This window comes from Nostoc sp. UIC 10630 (genome assembly GCF_010747425.1).
Taxonomy (GTDB): Bacteria; Cyanobacteriota; Cyanobacteriia; order Cyanobacteriales; family Nostocaceae; genus Nostoc.
This window is the reverse complement of sequence record NZ_JAAGOG010000142.1, coordinates 1-22,665: the sequence shown is the minus strand read 5'-3', so window position 1 is coordinate 22,665 and position 22,665 is coordinate 1. Positions and strand designations below refer to the sequence as shown.

The 22,665-nt window shown below is 42.2% G+C and carries 17 protein-coding genes; 12 read left to right on the top strand and 5 right to left on the bottom strand.

The features are described 5' to 3' along the window. Positions 1-271 precede the first annotated feature (271 nt). Entirely contained in the window at positions 272-1,012 is a 741-nt protein-coding gene (locus G1O98_RS26465) for a hypothetical protein (protein ID WP_163934195.1), read from the top strand. 123 nt (positions 1,013-1,135) lie between these two features. Continuing rightward, positions 1,136-1,873: a class I SAM-dependent methyltransferase gene (locus G1O98_RS26460; RefSeq protein WP_163934192.1), complete on the top strand. Its 738-nt coding sequence runs from the start codon at positions 1,136-1,138 to the stop codon at positions 1,871-1,873. A 149-nt stretch (positions 1,874-2,022) separates the two neighbouring features. Here the strand turns inward: G1O98_RS26460 and G1O98_RS26455 are convergent, their stop codons facing one another. Beyond that, entirely contained in the window at positions 2,023-2,427 is a 405-nt protein-coding gene (locus G1O98_RS26455; protein WP_163934187.1) for a hypothetical protein, read from the bottom strand. A gap of 189 nt (positions 2,428-2,616) precedes the next feature. Here G1O98_RS26455 and ppsA point away from each other — a divergent pair, with 189 nt between their 5' ends. From ppsA to G1O98_RS26425, 6 genes are all read left to right on the top strand, one after another. Next, complete coding sequence (ppsA, locus tag G1O98_RS26450; protein WP_163934184.1) at positions 2,617-5,091, top strand: phosphoenolpyruvate synthase; 2,475 nt, start codon at positions 2,617-2,619, stop codon at positions 5,089-5,091. A 236-nt stretch (positions 5,092-5,327) separates the two neighbouring features. Next, positions 5,328-5,870 carry a GNAT family N-acetyltransferase gene (locus tag G1O98_RS26445; protein WP_163934181.1) on the top strand — a complete coding sequence of 181 codons (543 nt, stop codon included), beginning with the start codon at positions 5,328-5,330 and terminating at the stop codon, positions 5,868-5,870. A gap of 111 nt (positions 5,871-5,981) precedes the next feature. Continuing rightward, complete coding sequence (locus G1O98_RS26440) at positions 5,982-7,601, top strand: phospholipid carrier-dependent glycosyltransferase (RefSeq protein ID WP_163934178.1); 1,620 nt, start codon at positions 5,982-5,984, stop codon at positions 7,599-7,601. A 304-nt stretch (positions 7,602-7,905) separates the two neighbouring features. Further along, positions 7,906-10,212 carry an ATP-binding protein gene (locus G1O98_RS26435; RefSeq protein ID WP_163934175.1) on the top strand — a complete coding sequence of 769 codons (2,307 nt, stop codon included), beginning with the start codon at positions 7,906-7,908 and terminating at the stop codon, positions 10,210-10,212. Beyond that, entirely contained in the window at positions 10,157-10,603 is a 447-nt protein-coding gene (locus G1O98_RS26430) for a response regulator (protein WP_114080291.1), read from the top strand. The genes G1O98_RS26435 and G1O98_RS26430 overlap by 56 nt, the downstream gene beginning before the upstream one ends. A gap of 96 nt (positions 10,604-10,699) precedes the next feature. Then, positions 10,700-11,863, top strand: coding sequence for a hybrid sensor histidine kinase/response regulator (locus G1O98_RS26425; RefSeq protein ID WP_163934172.1), 1,164 nt, complete (start codon positions 10,700-10,702; stop codon positions 11,861-11,863). Positions 11,864-11,942: 79 nt separating this feature from the next. On the opposite strand, the gene trmB is transcribed toward G1O98_RS26425, so the two are convergent. Beyond that, entirely contained in the window at positions 11,943-12,599 is a 657-nt protein-coding gene (gene trmB, locus G1O98_RS26420; protein ID WP_163934168.1) for a tRNA (guanosine(46)-N7)-methyltransferase TrmB, read from the bottom strand. A gap of 492 nt (positions 12,600-13,091) precedes the next feature. Between trmB and gyrA the strand changes: the two genes are divergently transcribed. The 4 genes from gyrA (at position 13,092) to G1O98_RS26400 (ending at position 18,478) form a co-directional block, all read left to right on the top strand. Further along, on the top strand, positions 13,092-15,704 hold the full coding sequence (gyrA, locus tag G1O98_RS26415) for a DNA topoisomerase (ATP-hydrolyzing) subunit A (protein WP_163934165.1): 2,613 nt from the start codon (positions 13,092-13,094) through the stop codon (positions 15,702-15,704). Beyond that, the gene (lnt, locus tag G1O98_RS26410) at positions 15,685-17,301 is read left to right on the top strand and encodes an apolipoprotein N-acyltransferase (protein ID WP_163934159.1); all 1,617 of its coding nucleotides are present in this window, start codon (positions 15,685-15,687) and stop codon (positions 17,299-17,301) included. The genes gyrA and lnt overlap by 20 nt, the downstream gene beginning before the upstream one ends. Before the next feature lie 78 nt (positions 17,302-17,379). Then, complete coding sequence (locus G1O98_RS26405) at positions 17,380-17,715, top strand: DUF4870 domain-containing protein (protein WP_163934155.1); 336 nt, start codon at positions 17,380-17,382, stop codon at positions 17,713-17,715. Positions 17,716-18,100: 385 nt separating this feature from the next. Further along, the gene (locus G1O98_RS26400) at positions 18,101-18,478 is read left to right on the top strand and encodes a hypothetical protein (RefSeq protein WP_163934152.1); all 378 of its coding nucleotides are present in this window, start codon (positions 18,101-18,103) and stop codon (positions 18,476-18,478) included. 72 nt (positions 18,479-18,550) lie between these two features. On the opposite strand, the gene G1O98_RS26395 is transcribed toward G1O98_RS26400, so the two are convergent. The 3 genes from G1O98_RS26395 to gap all read right to left on the bottom strand — a co-directional run bounded on the left by G1O98_RS26395 (position 18,551) and on the right by gap (position 22,505). Continuing rightward, positions 18,551-19,555 carry a transaldolase gene (locus G1O98_RS26395; protein ID WP_114080284.1) on the bottom strand — a complete coding sequence of 335 codons (1,005 nt, stop codon included), beginning with the start codon at positions 19,553-19,555 and terminating at the stop codon, positions 18,551-18,553. A 234-nt stretch (positions 19,556-19,789) separates the two neighbouring features. After that, on the bottom strand, positions 19,790-21,220 hold the full coding sequence (pyk, locus tag G1O98_RS26390) for a pyruvate kinase (RefSeq protein WP_163934149.1): 1,431 nt from the start codon (positions 21,218-21,220) through the stop codon (positions 19,790-19,792). 241 nt (positions 21,221-21,461) lie between these two features. Continuing rightward, on the bottom strand, positions 21,462-22,505 hold the full coding sequence (gap, locus tag G1O98_RS26385) for a type I glyceraldehyde-3-phosphate dehydrogenase (RefSeq protein WP_114080282.1): 1,044 nt from the start codon (positions 22,503-22,505) through the stop codon (positions 21,462-21,464). Positions 22,506-22,665: the final 160 nt, after the last annotated feature.

Below are 22,665 nucleotides of genomic sequence, written 5' to 3'. Positions count from 1 at the left end.
GAGTAGCCGCTATAAATTTATGTATGCAATGCTCTGATTTCTAAATACTTTTTCAATATATTTTAGTTTGCAGTGATCTAGATCACACCATTTTGTGAGTAAGAATAGATAGTATCAAGCACATAAACACCTTAGAACTGTTAAAGGCAGGAGCTAAAAAGCTCTACCTCTTACAGGGTAAAAGAATAGATGATACCTGTATAAGTACTAAAATCACCAGTTTTTAATTCTTACCAAATCATCTAAAAAAATGAGAACAAGGTAAATGGTGATGTTTGAACTCTTGCTAAAAAATCAATTAAGCGCTCCCAAAAAAGTAAAATTTAAAAATGAGATTTTGGCACGAGTTCAAGGACAAAACTCAGGAAATTCAAATGACGAAATTAAATTTTACAAAACTGAATTACTTCCCTATTTTATAAAATTAAGCCAACAAAATCCTGTTTTCAGCGTTACGGAACAATTACGGCTTTTGGTAGGTGTTTGGACACCAATATGGTCTACCATATCATTTCATGAAAGTTTACCGAAAAGAATACAAGAACAGTCTTTTCAAATTTTCCAGCATGATGGTTACTGTGCCAGTGTCGCTCGCTATATAATGGGGAAAGAGCCATATTTGTCCCAGAGTTTTCACTCAAGATTACCCGCTTATGATTTCATGGTAATCCAAAAATATGGAGTTCAAAATGGTAAATGGTATCTTCAAAACATTGATAGATTTCAAGCTTTTAAAAATAGAGAAATTCCTCTAACTTTAGAGTCAGTCTACACCTGGTTTACTGATGTGCTTAACACTAAAGTCAAACTGAATGCCTCAAAATTGGCTTTATCGAAAGCTCTGGAATTAGAAAATATAGAGATAAATCATACAAATTATTTAAAAAAAACATCTTTAGCACCTTCTCAAGTGTTTCAGCATTTATATATAGATAATGACTGGCGACTTATAAAAACTCAAACAGATGCCTCACATCTACCTAGTTACACAATTTCTGTGAAGAGGCAATAAGAGGTTATTTAGAAAGTAAAAATAAAATTACCGTAGTGGTATCGCAAGGCTAAAATAGTGTAATAGAGAAAAGCACGTAATAAGTATTTAACCCCAAAAATTGGTAAATAGCCTCTAAGCAATATGAATGAATGGTACAAAGAAGACCTTGCATTTATTCATGATGACGGTTTCCGTGACTTCGCTCTCAAATCTGCTCCTGGCATCTTAGAAATCCTCGCTCAAAACAAAATACATGATGGACTAGTGGTTGACTTGGGTTGTGGTAGCGGATTATGGGCAGAAGAACTTACTAAGTCTCATTATCGTGTTCTCGGAGTTGATATTTCTGAGTCGATGATTAATATTGCACGAACAAGAGTCCCAGATGCCGAATTTCGGATCGATTCACTATTCAAAACAGAGATTCCGCCATGCAATGCTGTCACCTCCATTAGTGAATGTATTAGCTACCTGTTTGATCGAGACAACGATCGCCAAATTCTTGTTCAGCTTTTTCAGCGCATATATAATTCCTTAACTCCTGGGGGTGTATTCATCTTCGACATTGCCGAAAAAGGACAAGTTGCACAAGGTACTACAACTAAAGGTTTCACTGAAGGAGAAAGCTGGGTAGTATTAGTTGAAAAATCGGAAGATCGAGAGCAAATGATTTTGACACGCCGAATTATCAGCTTCCGTAAGATAGGGGAACACTACAGACGATCTGACGAAGTACACCACGTGCGATTATACGAAGCAACAGCTATTGCAAGTGAACTCTCTGGCGTTGGCTTCCAAGTTGAAACAACTCGTAGTTATGGGCAATACCTTCTGCCGGAGGGTCATGTAGCATTTATTGCACGCAAACCAAGATCGTAAATACCTAAATCACATCCAATATCTAATTTTTTTGTTATGGTGATCCCAAAAGAATTGTTAAGTACTTACGAGGTTCAATAGAATGACTAGTCGATTCACTCGTATATTTAAATACAAGCAGTTATAAATACTTTATTTATAAAGTGTATCTATTTAGGTTGGGCAATACGCGCTTCAATATCTTCCAATGTTTGTAACAATAGACTCCTTGCCTGCAATTGCCAACCCCATCTTTGAATTCTGTAAGCTGATACAGTACCAACTATAGCTGCTAACAAACAGAAAGGTTGATTTAAAGAAATTCCGAATAACAAACCCAATCCAGCAATTCCCCAAAATGGTAAGGCTACTGTTTGTCTTTGCTCTTCGACAATTTGAGTAATTATATTAGAAGATTGCTTATTAACTAATAATGCTTCTTTGACTTGTCGCTGTTCGGCTGTCGAGACTGATAAACCTATTTTACGGCGTAGTTTTTCCATTTTTCGGGCATCAGTACTGTACTCAGTTAACTCATCTTCTGCCATTTTCAACAGTCGTTCTAATTGCGCCATTGTGTATTGCATCCGGTATTTTGATAAAACTATTAACCTAAATAATTGTTAACTTTTATTGACTATAAAGTTGGATTTAATCGCCAAATTTAAAGTTACACGACAGAATGAAAAATCTAAAATTAAAGATGGGAAAAATATACTAACGGTTACACACTTACAAATTGAGTATAAATTTAAAAGGTAATTATGACTACAATATCTAAAAGCACTTTATCTCCATCTGCCCAAGAGCGATCGCTCATCTTGTGGTTTGATGAAGTTGGAATTGCTGATATACCGTTAGTTGGTGGTAAAAATGCCTCACTGGGCGAAATGATTCAACAACTAACGCCTAAAGGGATTAACGTTCCTACCGGATTCGCCACCACTGCTTACGCCTATCGTCATTTCATCAAATCAGCAGGTTTAGAAGCAAAGCTACGCAAACTCTTTGCTGACTTGGATGTTGAGGATGTCAAAAATTTACGAGAACGGGGGAAAAAAGCGCGATCGCTATTAATCCACACCCCATTTCCTGTAGAATTGCGAGAGGCGATCGCTACAGCCTACCAAAGTCTTTGTGAAATATACCATACAGAGACAGATGTTGCAGTCCGTTCTAGCGCCACCGCCGAAGACCTTCCCGATGCTAGTTTTGCCGGACAGCAAGAAACTTACCTCAACGTTGTTGGTGTCGAAGGAGTTTTAGCAGCTTGTCACAAGTGCTTTGCTTCCATATTTACCGATCGCGCCATTTCTTACCGTCACACCAAGGGATTTGATCACTTTAGCATTGCTCTGGCTGTGGGCGTGCAAAAAATGGTGCGCTCTGACTTAGCAACCTCTGGGGTGATGTTTTCCATTGACACAGAAACTGGATTTAAGGATGCGGCACTAATTACAGCCGCCTACGGTTTAGGTGAAAACGTTGTTCAGGGGTCTGTAAATCCCGATGAATACTGTGTTTTTAAACCAACTTTAAAAGCTGGTTTCCGCCCGATTATCGATAAAAAATTGGGCAGTAAAGAACTGAAAATGATTTATGATGACGGCTCCAAATTTACAAAAAATGTTTCGGTTTCCCCCAGCGAAAGAGGTAAATTTGCCCTGAGTGATGAAGAGATTTTACAACTAGGAAGTTGGGCATGTTTAATTGAAGATCATTATTCTCAAGTCCACGGTATATCGACTCCAATGGATATCGAATGGGCAAAAGATGGCATTACTAATCAACTTTTTATTGTGCAAGCGCGTCCCGAAACCGTCCAGTCGCAGAAGACAGGGAATGTGCTGCGGAGTTATCGGTTGGTGTGGGAAAATAAGGAAAAATCTTCCCACTCCTCACTCCATGATTCCCAATCACCCATTCCCCTGGTTACGGGAAGTGCAATTGGAGAAGCTATTAGTCAAGGGAAAGCCCGCCTAATTTTAGATGTTCAGAAACTCGAACAGTTTCAAGTTGGGGAAGTTTTGGTGACAGAAAGAACCGATCCTGATTGGGAACCTATTATGAAACGCGCCAGTGCAATTGTCACCAATTCTGGTGGTAGAACGTGTCATGCAGCAATTATTGCGCGAGAATTGGGTGTCCCTGCGATCGTGGGATGTGGCAATGCTACAGAAATCTTAAAACCTGGTCAAGAGGTAACAATTTCTTGCGCCGAAGGGGAAGAGGGAAAAGTTTATGCAGGCTTATTACCTTTTGAAGTTGAAGAAGTTGCTTTAGAGAACTTACCGCGTACCCATACTCAAATTTTAATGAATGTGGGTAATCCTCAAGAAGCATTAAGTTTATCGGCAATTCCTAACGATGGCGTAGGTTTAGCGCGGACAGAATTTATCATTGCTAACCAAATCCAAATTCATCCAATGGCGTTAATTAATTATGAATTATTAAAAGATGAATTTGCAAAAGCTAAAATTGCTGAAATTACCTCACTTTATGACGATAAACCTCAATATTTTGTAGATAAATTAGCTCAAGGGATAGGTAGAATTGCCGCAGCATTCTATCCCAAACCAGTGATTGTGCGAATGTCAGATTTTAAAAGTAATGAATATGCGAATTTGTTAGGTGGGCGGCAGTTTGAACCCCACGAAGAAAACCCAATGCTAGGTTGGCGAGGAGCGGCACGTTACTATGATGAAGGCTACAGAGAAGCTTTTGCCCTAGAATGTCATGCCCTCAAACGAGTACGGGAAGAGATGGGTTTAACAAATGTTATTCCGATGATTCCTTTTTGTCGCACTCCTGATGAAGGGCGGTTGGTTTTGGCAGAAATGGCAAAAAATGGCTTAAAGCAGGGTGTTAACGGCTTGCAGGTTTATGTGATGTGTGAGTTGCCCAGTAATGTGATTCTGGCTGAAGAATTTGCTGAGGTATTTGATGGTTTCTCCATTGGTTCAAATGATTTAACTCAACTGACACTGGGGATAGATAGAGATTCGGCGTTGGTAGCGAGATTGTTTGATGAACGCAGTCCAGCTGTCAAACGAATGGTAAAAATGGTCATAGAAGCGGCGAAAAAATGCGATCGCAAAATCGGCATTTGTGGACAAGCACCCAGTGATTACCCAGAATTTGCTCAGTTTTTGGTCGAACAAGGAATTGATTCCATCAGTCTGAATCCAGATTCGGTTTTAAAGACAATGCTGGAAGTGGCAAAAGTTGAGCAGGGATAGCAAAGGATCGGATTGCATTAAGATTCCGTTCTGAAGAACTGCGGAAAGATTCAGAATTTGCGTAGTTTACCGCCGCAGGTATCGCATAACCAACAGTAGTTGAACTTCTGGATCGCTGCCTGTAATATAGTGATCGCCATATTTTGTTTGTGTAATTGTCTACAAAACTTTTGACTGCTCAACCATAAGTATCTTAGTATTTTGCAGAATGGCTATTTAGTTTAGTCAAAAGCAAGATGACAAATCTTTTGGAAACCGAACGCTTGATTATTCGCAGTTGGATACCCGAACGCGATGCCGAGCAAGCCTTTGCAATTTACAGCGATCCTGAAGTTACGCAATTTCTTGGTAAAGCTTCTCTGGTAACAAGTGTTGAGTCACAGCGTCAGCGTTTGATTGACAACATCGAGCAATGGCACCGACGCAACAATGGTACTGGATCTTGGGCAATTGTCGAAAAGGAAACTACAACAATTGTAGGAACTATCATTCTCAAACAATTGCCTGACAAAGATGGTTTACCCACTCAAGATTATGAGGTAGGCTGGCACTTGAGGCGAGCTTCTTGGGGTAAAGGGTATGCAACAGAAGCAGGACGAGTTATGCTCAACTACGGATTTAGTGTCTTGGACTTGCCAGTGATTTATGCCGTAGTGAAGCCAGAAAATCATGCTTCAATCCGTGTAACAGAACGATTGGGTATGAAACCAATAGGGCGGACAAATAAGTATTACGGTATTGAACTACTCCTGTTCCAACTAGATGCACCTGAAGAGTAGAGGGGAGCAGGGAGTAGGGCAGTAACGGGAGCAGGGGAAGCAGGGGAAGAAAAACTATTTATTGATTATTTATCAATGCCCAAATGACAAATGACAAATGACAAATGACAAATGACTAAAAAATGGTTCCGAATTGGGCTGTTGGGTATATTTATCCTCTCACTCGCCTTGAGGTTTTGGGGGCTGGAGCGATTCAACACTCTGGTATTTGATGAAGTTTACTTTGCCAAATTTGGTAATAATTATCTCACGCACACACCATTTTTTAATGCTCATCCGCCATTGAGCCAATATATGATTGGCATCGGCATTTGGCTTGGCAGTCACATTCCTTTTTGGCACGATACTGTAAATGGGCTAACGGGTTCAATGCGATCGCCTTGGACTTATCGGTGCTTCAATGCCATTACAGGCTCATTTATTCCTTTAGTTGTAGCTGCGATCGCTTATCAATTGAGTTATCGCCGTAGCTTTGCTTTGCTTGCTGGTTTATTTACAGCTTGTGATGGCATTTTTCTAGTTGAATCTCGTTATGCTTTAAGTAATATTTATATTGTCATCTTTGGTTTATTAGGACACTGGTTTTTATTATTAGCATTAGATAAGCAAAACCGGCGACGTTCATTTTGGTTAGTTTTTGCTGGCATTGCTTTTGGTGCGTCAGTCGGTACTAAGTGGAACGGTTTATGGTTCCTATCAGGTGCTTATCTTATTTGGATAGTAGCTTGGGTAATTCAGGGAACGCATTCTTTTGCTAACGCCAAACTCTTTTTTACATCCCCCTCATTGGAGGAGGCAGAAGGCAGAAGGCAGGAGGCAGGAGGTAGGAGTCAGGAGGCAGGAGGCAGGAGGCAGGATAGCGAAGCGGTAGCGAGTCCGCGAGCGTCGGCAGAATTCAGGAGCCAGGAGATAGGAATTAGTACTTATTCTCCACCATTTATACCATCAACCTCATCTGAGTCACCACTACAAAATTTGACTCAGCTAAATATTTTTCAGATGTTATTTTATCTAGGAATAATTCCAGCTTTTATCTATAGCATCATCTGGATTCCTCACCTTCAACTAGATAAAACTTACGGATTTATTGCAGTACATCAGCAAATTTTGAAATTTCACTTGCATTTAGGTGGTAATAGTTCGGATGTACATCCTTATTGTGCTGCGTGGTACAAATGGCCTTTGATGACTCGACCAATGGCATATTATTATCAAACGGCTAAAAGCATCACTGAACCATTACCTGTCATGGGGCCACCTTTACCTGCCGGTGCTGGACAAGTTATTTATGATGTCCATGCAATGGGCAATCCCTTTTTGTGGTGGTTTGGTGTTGCTGCTATGTTGTTTTTAGTAGGGATGCTGGTGTCACAAGCCGTAATGCCGTGGGTGAAAGAAAAGCGTTTTTTAGTACCAGCAACTCTTAGTGTTGATACTTGGATTGGTTTGTATTTAGTTATAAATTATGCTGCTAACTTAGCACCTTGGGTAAAAGTGACAAGGTGCGTTTTTATCTACCATTATATGTGTGCAGTCGTATTTGTATTTTTAGCGATCGCTTGGTTTGTCGATCAGTGTCTTCGCAGCTATTATCAACAACTCCGGGCGCTAGGTGTCACCATTACTTTTATTATTCTGGCTGCTTTTATTTTCTGGATGCCCATCTATTTGGGTTTACCCCTCTCTCCTGACGGTTATAAATTGCGGATGTGGTTCAACTCTTGGATTTGATTAAAAGGGGTCTTGGTAAGAATAATGACTCCTAAACTCATTTCTCAACTTAACATAGCTACACATATCATGATTGTTTAATCACATGGTTTTCACATTTATTATTCCTATGTAAGTTTACTGGCTGTTAGACTTTTCAAAGTGTAAGCAGATGAGAGCAAGCCTGCAAAACGCAACATCAGGGCATGGGAAATTAGATACTAAGTAAAAATGCTGAATGTAACCTTATTTTTTTACATTTATCATTATCCGTTATTCTAGATATTCTAGTTTTGATGCTCCCAGACAACAGAGGAGGATCTTCATGGAAATGAACTTACAATTCCCAGGTATTAATTTAATTAGCTTGAAAGAGGCACCAATTCATATTTCTAGCCAAATTCAACCTCATGGTGTCCTGTTAGTTTTGGAGGAGCCTGAGCTAAAAATATTACAAGTTAGCACTAATACATTAAAGATTTTCGGAATTGCTCCCGAAAATATGTTGCACAAAAAACTAGAAGATTTACTCGACCCATTCCAAATAGAGAGAATCAAAACAGGGCTATCCGGGGAAAATCTTGATTTTATCAATCCCACCAAAGTTTGGGTACGAAAAAAAGGTGATGAATATATAGTATTTGATGCAATATTTCACCGCAATACAGAAGGATTTTTAATTCTGGAATTAGAACCTGCTATTACTCAAGAAAATATTCCATTTCTAAGCTTTTATCATCTAGCTAGAGCCTCCATAAATCAACTAGAAAAAACAGCAAATCTTCGTGACTTTTGTCAAGTTATCGTTCAAGAAGTTCGGAAAATAACGGAATTTGATAGGGTAATGCTATATAAATTCGATGATGATGGACATGGTTCCGTTGTCGCTGAAGAAAAACTAGAAAGTCTAGAACCATACTTAGGGCTGCATTACCCAGAATCAGATATTCCCAAACCAGCAAGAAAATTATTTGCTGCCAATTCGATCAGAATTATACCTGATGCTTATTCTCAGCCAATCAAACTTTTTCCTGTCAATAATCCAATTAGCGATCGCCCGATTAATTTAACCAACTCTATTCTCAGAAGTGCTGCTTCTTGTCATACAGAGTACTTGCATAATATGGGTGTTGGTGCCTCGCTGACTATCTCTTTAATTAAAGACCAAAAACTCTGGGGACTAATTGCTTGCCATCATCAATCCCCAAAATATGTTTCTTACGAATTACGTAAAGCTTGCGAATTTTTAGGGCGAGTAATATTTGCAGAAATTTCAGCTAGAGAAGAGACAGAAGATTATTATCACCGGATAAATCTGACACACCTTCAATCAGTCTTGATTGAATATATGTCTCAAGAAGAAAACTTTATTGATGGTTTAGTTAAAAACCCACAGCATCTTTTAGATTTGGCTAGCGCTCAAGGTGCAGCTGTCTGTTTTGCGGGAAATTGCACGGTAGTTGGTGAAACACCTAGAGAAGAAGACCTGAATTTTTTAGTCCAATGGCTGAAGAATAATGTTGAAGAAGAAGTCTTCTATACAGACTCTTTGCCGCAGATTTATCCAGATGCAGAAAGCTTTAAAAATGTCGCTAGCGGTTTGTTAGCGATTCCCATCGCCAAGCGGACTTATGTTTTGTGGTTCCGACCAGAAGTAATTCAAACTGTAAATTGGGGTGGCGATCCTAATAAGGCGTTTGAAGTTAACCAGTCAGAAGGAAATGTCCGTTTATGTCCACGCAAATCATTTGAACTGTGGAAAGAAACGGTTCGCTTAACATCTTTACCTTGGAAAGATGTAGAAGTAAAAGCAGCTTTAGAACTGCGGAAAGCAATTGTTAATATTGTGCTACGTCAAGCCGATGAACTAGCCCAGTTAGCGCAGGATTTAGAACGTTCTAACGCCGAATTGAAAAAGTTTGCCTACGTCGCCTCCCATGACTTGCAAGAACCACTCAATCAAGTTGTGAATTACGTGCAGCTGTTAGAGATGCGCTATAGTGAAGAACTTGATGAAGATGCTCAGGAGTTTATCAGCTACGCTGTGCAGGGAGTTAGCCTGATGCAGACGTTGATTGATGACGTGCTGGCATACTCGAAAGTGGATATGCAAGCGATCGCATTTCAAATGACCGAGGTAGAGACAGCCTTAAATCGAGGGTTGGGCAATTTGCGTCAACGCATTAATGAAACTGGCGCTATTATCACCCACGATCCCTTACCAACAGTGATGGCTGACAGCACCCAAATGATGCAGCTATTCCAGAACCTCATCGGTAACGCCATTAAGTTTCATAGCGATCAGCCGCCACAAATTCATGTGGGAGCAGAAAGGATAGAAGACGCATGGTTGTTCTCAGTACGGGATAATGGAATTGGCATTGACCCAAAATTTAGCGATCGCATTTTTGTAATTTTTCAGCGCTTACACACGCGGGATGAATATACTGGTACAGGTATGGGTTTAGCCATCTGTAAGAAGATCGTCGAATGTCACCGAGGGCGGATTTGGGTAGAGTCAGGACTGGGTGAAGGCGCAACCTTCTACTTTACGATTCCAGTTGGAGGACGCGAACTTGAGCGTAGAAACGGGAGAAAAACACAAAACCATCTTTTTGGTCGAGGACAATAAAGCTGACATTCGCTTAATCCAAGAAGCGTTAAAAAACAGTTCAGTGCCCTACCAAGTGGTAACGGTCAGGGATGGTATAGATGCTATGGCTTATTTACGCCAAGAAGGTGAATATGCTGATGCACTACGCCCTGACCTCATTCTGCTGGATTTGAATTTGCCTAAAAAAGATGGTCGAGAAGTGCTGGCGGAAATCAAAGCCGACCCACTACTAAAGCGTATTCCAGTTGTTGTGTTAACAACCTCAAAAAATGAGGATGATATTTTTCACAGCTACGATTTACATGTGAATTGCTACATCACTAAATCTCGCAACCTGAACCAATTATTTCAAATCGTCAAGAGTATCGAAGATTTTTGGCTCTCTACTGTGACGCTACCATCGGAGTGAGGCGGGGGGGCAGGGGGCGCGGGAGAATAACAAATGACAAATGACAAATGACAAATGACAAGATAGAGCAGCAATAGGGGGTGAAACCTGAAGATTATGGTTGTGAGCTACTCAGTAAAAATCTTGTTAATTGAGGATAATCTAGCTTCTGCAAGGTTATTACAAGAGTTTCTGACGCAAGCCCAGTCCCAAGAGTTTACTCTGGTTCATGTGACGCGATTGGGCGAAGCACTTCAGGAACTAAATCAATGTAATTATGATGTTATTTTATTAGATTTAACTCTACCTGATAGCCAAGGATTATCATCTCTACCTCCTCTGATTGGTCAAGCGCCAAGTATACCGATTGTTGTTTTAACAAATACTAATGACGAAGAACTAGCAATTGAAGCAGTGCGCCAGGGGGCACAAGATTATCTAGTCAAGCGCCAGGTAAATGTAGATGTGTTAGTGCGATCGCTGCGTTATGCGATCGAGCGCAAGCAGGTTTTAGAATCATTACGCACAGTCAATGAAACATTACAAACCCGGGTTGAAGAACGAACTGCGGAACTGGTGAAAGCCAATGAACTTAACCAGTTCAAATCTGAATTTGTTTCAATGCTTTCCCATGACATCCGCAATCCCCTAAATACTATTCTCTTGGCTGCTGGTTTGCTACAAAACCAGGATGAAAGATTGACCAAAGAGAAAAAACTGAATCATTTACAAATGATTCGCTCGGCGATCAAAAATATGGCAAAGCTATTGGATGAAGTTACATTCATCGGGAAAGCTGATTCTGGCAGACTGGGGTATGAACTCATTTGTATAGATTTAGAAGCTTTTTGCCGCCAAATGGTCGAAGAAGTTAGATTGATCGCAAATGAGAAGCATCTGACTTTGGTGTTCGCCAGTTGTGGGAAATTAGACGAGGCATTATGGGATGAAAGCTTGCTGCGGCATATTTTAGGCAATTTACTGAGTAATGCGATTAAGTATTCACTACCGGGCGGTATAGTGCGTTTTGAATTAATTGGTCAGGAAAAAACAGTAATTTTCCGAATTCAAGATTCGGGAATTGGAATTCCTCAAGAAGACCAAAAACGGCTGTTTCAGCCTTTTCAACGTGCTGAAAATGTTGGAACCATTCCAGGTACTGGCTTAGGGCTAGCGATCGTCAAAAAATGTGTCGATGCACATGGAGGCGAGATTATAGTCAATAGTCAAGTTGAAGTAGGTACAACCTTTACCGTCACCCTTCCTTTACTAGAAGCTTAAGCATCTAAGTTAAGTGATTCAGGTTAAATTATATAGATTTAAGGAATGCAGCAAAGTTTCCTCAAAGAATTGCTTGTTACTACCCCTCATTATTCACAACTTCTCGTCTGACAAACAAAGCCCGATAAACAGGTTCACCCTTTTTTTGTGTGCCTATTTCTCGTTCTGTAGGGACTGGTAGCGGATTTTCTGCTAACCATTCTTCTGCACCAACTTTCTGATAAGCTGGGTGGGCAGCGAAGCGATCGCGCATTTCCACCGCGATAAATTCCATATCTGATTGCACAAACACAACCCCACCAACCGCCAAATAACTGGCTAATTCTGCCACTAGTTCTGGTTGCACCACACGGCGTTTAGCATGGCGGGTTTTAAACCAAGGATCGGGGAATTGAATTGTCACACGCTGTAAACTTCCTGGAGGGAGGGAAGATAACAGGGATCGCAGTGAGTTATTTACATTGCAAAATAAGTAGTGCAGATTTGTTAAAGCCAACTCAGAACGTAACTTATTCGCCTCCACTACCAACGGTTCTCGAATTTCTAAGCCGAGATAATTCCAATTGGGTTCGATGCTGGCCATATTTAATAAAAATTGCCCCTTAGCGCAGCCAATATCTAAATGTAGTGGTTGATTTGGCTTTGCATAAATTTTTTCCCAGTCAAGGGGACTTGCTGGCGTTTGATACTTTTTACCAAGTGGATTAACATGCTGGCGAACTCGGACTGCTGCCAAAATTTCCTCTCCTTTACGTCAAAATATTTTGTCGATCATAAATACTAATTGCTACAAGTCTTCCTTTATTTGCGTCTTGGTAGCTTTTCTTCAATTTTGCTATTTCTTTAAGTAGAAATTATCAACCACGCTTTTATTTTTAAGACCTGAGTAAGCAAAAATTCTAGTAAATAACGGTTATCAAAGTAAGAGTTGATAAAGCCAATTTTAGATTGTTTTCTTAACTTTACTCTGTCATGTTTCAAGTTAGGCGAATTTGCGCTAATCAACCTTTTATTTCACTGCTCTTGTTAAATAACTAAAAGCTTCCTAAATGTAAGTTATTATATCTTCTTTCACTAGAGATTTTGGATTAGCTGCCTAGGCAAAAAACGGCAATATTATGCTAGAATTATATCAAATTATGGCAATTATTCAAGAGTAATTTAGAATAATTTTGCGCTTTGTTGAGTAAACAAGCTAAAATCTACGATTTTTGGAGATTTTTAGGTTATGACAACCTCACAGGAGAGGATTATCCCGATAGATTTGCGAACCGAAATGTCGCAGTCTTATCTGGAATACGCCATGAGCGTGATAGTGGGTCGGGCGTTGCCAGATGCCAGGGATGGTCTAAAACCTGTGCATCGTCGCATTCTCTACGCAATGCACGAGCTAGGTCTGCTCCACGATCGCCCCTTTAAGAAATGCGCCCGTGTGGTGGGGGAAGTGTTGGGTAAATACCACCCCCACGGCGACACAGCAGTATATGATGCCTTGGTGCGGATGGCGCAGGATTTTTCCATGCGATCGCCCCTAGTTAACGGACATGGTAACTTCGGTTCGGTAGACAACGATCCGCCAGCCGCAATGCGATACACAGAATGTCGCTTACAAGCTTTAACTAGCGCTGGTTTACTACACGATATTGAGTATGAAACCGTAGATTTTGCCGATAACTTCGACGGTTCCCAACAAGAACCCACAGTCTTACCTGCACGGATTCCCCAATTATTGCTCAACGGTTCCTCTGGAATTGCCGTGGGTATGGCAACCAACATTCCGCCGCACAATTTGGGCGAATTGATTGATGCTTTGGTGGCTGTAATCCACAATCCAGAAATCACCGATCTCGAATTAATGCAGTACGTCCACGGCCCAGACTTTCCAACTGGGGCGCAAATTTTGGGGACATCTGCGATTCGTGAAGCCTACACAACCGGGCGTGGTTCCATTACCATGCGTGGTGTCGCTAACATTGAAACCGTTGAACAACGGGGACGGCCAGATAGAGAAGCAATTATCATCACCGAATTGCCCTATCAAACCAATAAAGCGGCGCTGATCGAAAAAATCGCCGAAATGGTGAACGAAAAGCGTCTAGAGGGCATCGCAGATATCCGGGATGAAAGCGATCGCGATGGGATGCGAGTTGTCATCGAACTTAAGCGTGATGCTTATCCTCGCGTCGTTCTGAACAACCTTTACAAACAAACGCCACTGCAAGCCAACTTTGGGGCGAATATGCTGGCGTTGGTGAATAGCGAACCCCAGGTACTCACCCTCAAGCAATTTTTAAGCGTCTTCTTAGATTTCCGCATCGAATCCATTGCCAGACGCACCCGTTACGAACTGCGGAAAGCCGAAGAACGCGATCATCTCCTCCAAGGGTTATTAATTGCCCTGTCACAGTTAGATCCAATTATTGTCTTGATTCGCCATGCTCCCGATGCGCCGACAGCCAAAGGCGAATTAATCACAACTTATGGACTCTCGGAAGTGCAAGCAGATGCGATTTTGCAGATGCAATTGCGGCGGTTGACTGCCTTAGAAGCAGACAAAATTCGTTTGGAACACGACGAATTACAAGCAAAAATTACCGACTTACAAGATATTTTGGCACGCCGGGAGAGAGTGCTAGAAATTATCGAAACCGAAGTTGGGCAACTGAAAACTAACTTTGCCACACCACGCCGCACGGTGATTTTACCAGGGGAAGGGGAATTAGACGATCGCGACTTAATTGCCAATGAAAAAGCGATCATTCTGGTGACAGAACAAGGTTACATCAAACGGATGCCAGTTAATACCTTTGAAGCGCAAAGCCGTGCTACCAGAGGTAAAGCCGCAGCCAAGGTGAAAGATGATGATACCATTGAGCATTTTTTGACTTGCTGCGATCACGACAGTATTTTATTCTTTAGTGAGCGTGGTGTTGTTTATTGCCTAAGAGCGTATCAAATTCCAGCGAGTTCGCGTACCAGTCGCGGCACACCAATCGTCCAGATGTTACCCATCCCCAAAGAGGAAAAAATCACCTCGATTGTACCCGTTGACGAGTTTAGCAGCGAAGAATATCTGGTCATGCTCACTAAGGGCGGCAATATCAAGAAAACCGAATTGGCAGCCTTTAGTCATATTCGCGCCAATGGTTTGATTGCCATTTCCTTAGAAGAAGGCGACCAACTGCGCTGGGTACGACGCGCCAGAGTCGAGGATAGCGTAATCATTGGTTCTCGTAACGGGATGGCAATTAACTTCCGGTGCAACCACGAACAACTACGTCCTTTAAGTAGGGCGACTCGTGGGGTGAAAGCCATGAAACTCAAAAATAAAGATGAACTCGTGGGTATGGATATTCTACCCGCAGCAATTCTGGAAACTTTGGATGTAGCAGAAGCCGAAACAGAAGATATCGAAGCAATCGAAACAATCGAAACAGAAGATATCGAAATTACCGAAACTACTGAAGAGTCCGCAGAAGTGCCTAGTACTGGCATTGTTGGCCCTTGGGTGTTGGTAATTACGATGGGAGGATATGGTAAGCGCGTACCCGTTGCCCAGTTCCGACTACAAAATCGTGCTGGTCAGGGTTTAATGGCAACCAAGTTCAAAAACCGCAAAACCAAAGACAAATTGGCAACCCTACGCATTGTCAACAATGATGATGATGAAATCATGATGGTGACAAATCGCGGTATTATCATCCGTCAGGCGGTCAATGCGATTTCTATCCAATCGCGATCGGCAACTGGAGTCAGAGTGCAGCGTTTAGACGAAGATGACGCTATTACCGGAGTAGCAATAGTTCCACCTGATGCTGCCGATGCAGAAGAAGCAGAGTAAAAAGCAGGGGGAGCAGAGGGAGCAGGGGGAGAGGTTTATATCTTTACTCCCTTGCTTAGTTGCCTTAGCTAGCGGCATTTTAATGGGGCTAACTGTAGCCCCAGTAGGTGCATGGTTGTTGGCTTGGATTGCCATAGTTCCCTTATGGGTAATAATTCTCACTTCAGCCAAACGCAAAAACCAATCTCCCCTGGCTCCCCCTGCTTTCTTCTGGGGTATTGGTTTTCACGGTGTCGCCCTATTCTGGATTACCGGCATTCATCCGATGACATGGTTGGGCGTTCCTTGGTTGCCAAGCTTGGCAATCACGCTTTTTTGTTGGGGATTTATCAGTGTCTTGGGTGGGGTATTCCTTACTATTTGGGCTGCTGTAATAGTTCGCCTGGGTGGAAAAAACCCGTGGTTACGTGTACTTATTGGTACAGCCGTCTGGTGTGGCTTAGAGAGTCTTTGGAGTGCTGGCCCTCTGTGGTGGAGTTCACTTGCTTACACTCAAAGTCCGCAGAATCTCGTAATTGTACATCTAGGTCAACTCTCTGGGCCTAATACTGTGACAGCAGCAATAGTTGCTGTAAATGGGTTAATTGCTGAAGGATGGATAAACCGCAGAGGCACAGAGGGCGCAGAGAACATTTCCTCCGTGTTCTCTGCGCCTCTGCGGTTCGTTAATAAATACTTAGTTGCCGCCACAGGATTATTAATTACCTTACACTTCATAGGTTTTTTCTTATACAGTCGCCCCATCACCCAACCCCCAGAAGCAGCGTTAAAAGTGGGGATTGTTCAGGGTAATATCCCAAACCGACTTTTACGAAGTTCCGAAGGGTTTCGTCGCGCCCAAGAAAATTACACTAATGGGTATTTAACTTTAGCAGACCAAGGTGTAGATGCAGTTCTCACCCCAGAAGGAGCCTTACCTATTTTCCAACGCAACTTGTTGGGAACTGCCTTAGTCGCAGCAGTGAAGGAAAAAGGTGTAGTTGCTTGGATTGGGGCTTTTGGCGAACGAGGAGACAGTTATACAATTAGCTTGTTTACTTTCGACAGTAAGGGTGAAATTGTCAGCCGCTACGATAAGTCCAAACTAGTACCTTTGGGAGAATATATTCCCTTTGAAGGGATTTTCGGCGGGTTAATTCAACGCTTGTCGCCTTTGGAAGCACACCAAGTTCCGGGTTCAGCAAATCAGATATTTGACACTCCTTTTGGTCGGGCGATCGCTAGTATATGTTACGAATCTGCTTTTCCTGAACAATTTCGCCGTCAAGCTGCGGCGGGTGGGCAATTTATCCTCAGTTCTTCTAATGATGCCCATTACACTGCATCCATGCCATTCCAGCACCATGCACAGGATATCATGCGGGCAATTGAAACCGATCGCTGGTCAGCACGGGCAACTAATACCGGATATTCAGCTTTTGTAGATCCTCATGGGAGAACCTTGTGGATGTCTGGATATAATACTTACGAAACTCATGCTGAAACAATTTATCGGCGACAGACGCAAACTTTATATGTGCGTTGGGGTGATTGGTTAACACCTCTGTTGTTAGGATTGAGTATCTTAGGGTGGTTTGTGCAGAGAGTGATTAACTAACGCTAATATCAGATCGTAACTATAGTGACATCCACGAGTAATAGTTACCATTTGAGTCTCTAAAAGAGGAATTGTGGCATGGAAGACATTCAGCAACGCAAGCTTTTATCAGCCCTAAGCCACGGAGCAATATTTTTTAGCTCTACGATTATCTCCATTGGCATACCGATTGCAATTTTGTTAATTAGTAATGACCCGATTATTAAAAGCAATGCCAAAGAATCACTCAATTTTCACATAAATCTTTATATTTATGCAATTATCTTTGCATTGTTGACTGTTGTGGGAATTGGTATTTTGTTATTGATTGCTTTGGGCGTGGTCAGTTTTATTCTGCCAATTATTGCCATTATCAATGTTCTAAACCAGCCAAATGTGTCTTACCGCTACCCGTTTATTTTCAGATTTGTGTAGTTAAAAAGAGTTGTACAGTTGTAGGTTAGGTTGAGCAGTAGGAAGCCTAATAATTATCAGAAGCTGGTTTCAGAGAATCAATCAAACCTACACGAGTTAATGTTTTGTTATCTAACTGAACTTTATTGCAATGTAGCAAAGCTTTCTTAAAATGAGACGAAATGTTAGGTAATTATCCATTTTGTCTATTGGAAAAAATTATATTTTGCTAGACGATTACTTCTTTATTACACAGATTAAGCTAATTTACAATTATCCATAAGGATGAAATTTAAAGACAGAATTTCATACCAAATTTAAGTTTAAAAAAAGTATATAAGGGGTAATTTGTAGACTTTCAGGTGTTTTAATAAAGTTATTACCAAAGTCTAGTAGAAGCAAAAACATGAAAGGTCTTAGGAAGTTATCCTCAATAGCGCTATTGCTATGTGCCTTTGTGTATCCGCCCTCATTAGCTGAAGCAAAAGATATTTCTTTAAATAATGCTCGCAATGAACAGAGCGCCGTACCAGAAGCTAATCTAGTTGGAGATAAAACTGGAGAGCTTTTAATTGCTCAACGGCGGCCAGGACGATACAGAATGATCCGAAGACGGCAGATTATCCGACGACGGCAGCCTTTCGGAAGATACCAAAATATCCGACGACGGCAGCCTTTCGGAAGATACCAAAATATCCGACGACGGGAGCAGTTAAGACAACGGCAGTTTATCCAACGACGGCAGCCCTACGGACGATACAGCATTATCCGAGGTCGTTATTGAGCCAAGGCTGATACAACTAACTAATGGTTAGTGGTTGGTGTTAAACCACTAACCACTAATTATGGTTATCTTTTAATGACTTGCTACTACCTCTCCTTCAAGGCGAACTAGTCGGTCTGCCAAAAGTTTCTCAAGGTCTTCTAGTGCCTTGGTGAAACCTTTGATGCCCTCGTCTAGTTTGTCAGTTGCCATGCGGTCAGCAGCGTGCATTTTGTCATAGCTAGCTTTGTCAATGGATATCTTTTCGATTGACAAACTTGCTGCCTTGGCGGGGTCAAGTTTACGTGGCAGTTCTGCAACAGTTGACTGCAATTCAGCCAAAAGTGATGGAGAAATGGTTAGCAAATCACTACCTGCAAGTTCAGTAATTTCACCAAGGTTACGGAAGCTAGCTCCCATAACTTCGGTTTTATAGCCGAATTTCTTGTAGTAGTTGTAGATTTTGGTGACGGACAAAACTCCTGGATCTTCGGTTGCTGGGTAGCTATCGCGTCCGGTATCTTTTTTGTACCAGTCGAGAATCCGACCGACGAAGGGAGAAATTAGGGTAACGCCGGCTTCTGCACAGGCGATCGCTTGGTGAAGACCAAACAACAAGGTAAGGTTACAGTGAATACCTTCTTTTTCAAGAATTTCCGCAGCGCGAATGCCTTCCCAAGTGGTGGCAATTTTAATTAAAACGCGATCGCGGCCAATTCCAGCAGCTTTATACTGGGCAATTAAATCCCGTGCTTTAGTCAGAGTAGCTTCGGTATCGTAGGACAAGCGAGCATCTACTTCTGTAGACACACGACCGGGAATAATTTGTAAAATCTTTAATCCAAAAGCAACTGCTAAACGGTCAAAAGCTAGAGAAACTATCTGTGCTTGGGTGGCTCCGTCTCCAGCATCTTTCTTCGCTTGCAGTAAAGTTTGATCGACAATTCCCTGATATTCTGGCATTTGCGCCGCAGCAGTAATCAGAGAAGGATTGGTGGTGGCATCTTGGGGTTTGAACTTTTCAATTGCCTGGATATCCCCCGTATCCGCGACCACAACAGTCACTTCTCGCAATTGTTCTAGTAAATTCTTAGACATAAAAGACTCCGTGATGTTTGTTTAGGATTTACTTATTCCCTAGCGAGTGCTGAGTACTGAGTTAGGAGTAGAAACGCGATTAATCGTGTCTGTACAAGAGTTATTATTCTCTTCCTTATCTTCCCAGTCACCAGTCCCCAGTCCTTAGTTCCTTCAATTCTGATTCTGGCAATTTTTCGGAATCATTGCCCAATTTTGCTTACTATCTTGAGCCACAGCCCTATTCTAAGTGGCTTATGCCGATATTGGCTGTCCAATGGAATGCACTTTGATTAAACTAGTTGTGCCCGATTTACCAATTGGAACGCCAGAGGTAATCACTACTTTATCGCCCTTACTGGCTAAACCCATATCTACAACTGTGTTCACCACATTGGTAAACATCTCTTCAGCATGGTGAACTGGTGGGATCAGCAAAGCTTCCACACCCCAAGAAAGTGCTAATTGGCGATAAGCGGTGATATCGGAGGTGAGGGCAATAATAGGAGAAGTCGGCCGATATTTAGATACCATCCTCGCTGTATTTCCTGATGAAGTGTTACAGAGAATTGCCCGTGAACCTGTTTCATAAGCGATGCGACACACAGATTCTGCTACAGATTCGGTAACGCTGAGACTACCTGCTTCATGACACCAGGCGTGTTTGCTACCCTCATCTAGAGCCTGTTCTGTCCGCACGGCGATATTGTGCATCATCTGGACGGCGGCGATGGGATATTGTCCAACAGCTGTTTCACCAGAAAGCATGACTGCATCCGTACCATCTAAGATGGAGTTGGCAACATCAGTTGCTTCGGCGCGGGTGGGATCGGGGGCGCTAATCATCGACTCTAGCATTTGGGTGGCTGTAATCACCGGTTTGCCAGCACGATTGCAACGGCGAATAATATCTTTTTGAATGAGGGGTACTTCGTGAATTGGCACTTCTACCCCTAAATCGCCACGGGCAATCATAATCGCGTCGGCCACTTTTAGAATGGAGTCAAAGTTTTCTATTGCCTCTGCTCTTTCGATTTTGGCAATTAAGCGGATGGAAGCACCAGCTGCTTCAATCATGCGCTTGGCGGGTTCTAAGTCTTGTGGCGATTGCACAAAGGACACCGCTACCCAATCTACACCCAACTGAATCCCAAAGCGTAGATCCAGCAAGTCTTTTTCGGTGATGGAATTAACAGGTAAAGGAGTTTGTGGCAGGTTTACTCCTTTATGTGTGGAAATTAACCCGCCAGTCTTCACTTGGGCGCGAATGCGATCGGCATCGCGATCGGTAACAATTAACTTGACGCGACCATCATTAATTAAAATCGGTTCACCTGGTCGCACCATTGCGAACAGAGTCGGTAATGGTAGAGGTATTTCCTCAATGCTCTCACCCTTTTCTTGCAATACAAAGGTGACTTCAGTACCAGCTTCTAAATTTAACCCTTCCGGTGGTAAAGTTCCCAAACGAATCTTGGGGCCACACAGGTCTTGCATAATTGCGATCGGTTTTTGCTGCTCATTACTAATTTGTCTGAGATAGTGAGCAGTTTGAGCATGGAATTCGTAAGCCCCGTGGGAAAAATTCAACCGTGCCACATTCATTCCAGCTTCTACCAAGCCTCGCAGATTTTCGGGTGCAGATGTAGCGGGCCCAACAGTACAAATGATTTTGGTTCGACGCATAGGGATTAGGGGTTGAGGAGTAACCTGCAAATTTGGATAGTTTGTGCGTAGGCGTAGCCCGTCGTAGACATCGCCCAGTCATCCAAATTAACACGTGCTTTATATCACCGTTTTTGTAAATAAAGATACTAAATAATGTTTTACTCCCAGGGTATTTACCATTTGACCCAAATCCCCAAAGTCAAGGGTCAAAAGTCAAAAGTTAATCACCAATGACCAATGACCAATGACAAATGACCAATTAAACCACAGCAACTGTAGAGGCGAGTTTTTCCTTTTGTGACATAGACAACATCAGGTCAATCACGCGATTCGAGTAGCCCCACTCGTTGTCATACCAGGCAATTACCTTGAAGAAGTTTGAATTCAACTCAATTCCAGCACCTGCGTCGAAGATACTAGAATGGGTGTCGCCTTGAAAATCTGTGGAAACTACTTCTTCATCTGTGTATCCTAAAATACCCGCTAGTGAACCTGCGGCAGCCTCTTTCATAGCAGCACAGATTTCTTTGTAACTAGTGGCTTTGGCAGTTTTGAAAGTTAAATCAACTACAGAGACATCGGGAGTCGGAACTCGTAATGCCATACCAGTCAATCTACCCTTCAATTCTGGTAAAACCAGTGCTACAGCTTTAGCTGCACCTGTGGAGGAGGGAATAATATTCTGGCTTGCACCTCGACCACCCCGCCAGTCTTTCTTGCTGGGGCCGTCTACAGTTGGCTGAGTGGCAGTCATGGCATGGACGGTGGTCATCAACCCTTCAGTTAACCCAAAGTTATCATTGATCACTTTAGCTATGGGAGCTAGACAGTTTGTAGTGCAGCTAGCATTGGAGACAATGATATCCTTGCTGGGGTCAAATAGGTGATGATTGACACCCATAAGTAGAGTAGTAACTCTATCTGGATCTTTGGTGGGAGCAGAAATTACCACTCGCTTTGCACCTGCTTTTAGGTGGTTTGCGGCTCCTTCGTAGTCAGTGAAGAGTCCGGTGGCTTCCACGACATAATCCGCACCTGATTTTCCCCAAGGTAACTCTGCTGGATTTCTCACCGACACACAAGGAATGAAGTGCCCATCAATGAGAATACCGTCTTCCTTGGCTTCAACCTTCTGCTTTAATTGACCGTGGGTTGAGTCGTACTTTAATAAGTAAGCAAGGTTATCTGGTGGTACTAGGTCGTTAATGCCTACAAACTCAATATTGGGATTATCGATGCCAGCGCGAAGCACGAGTCGCCCGATTCGACCGAAGCCATTGATACCAACTTTCAATTTAGTCAAGATTAAGCCTCCCGTTGTGGAAGTTGAACAAAAGGAGAAAGTTAAAAGTCAAAATAGATTGCCTTTTATTCTTTACTCTTTGATCCTGACAGTATCAGCAAGCTAAGGCATATTTACTTGGCATCTTTTAAGGATTGGGGCATTGGGGATTGGGGAATGG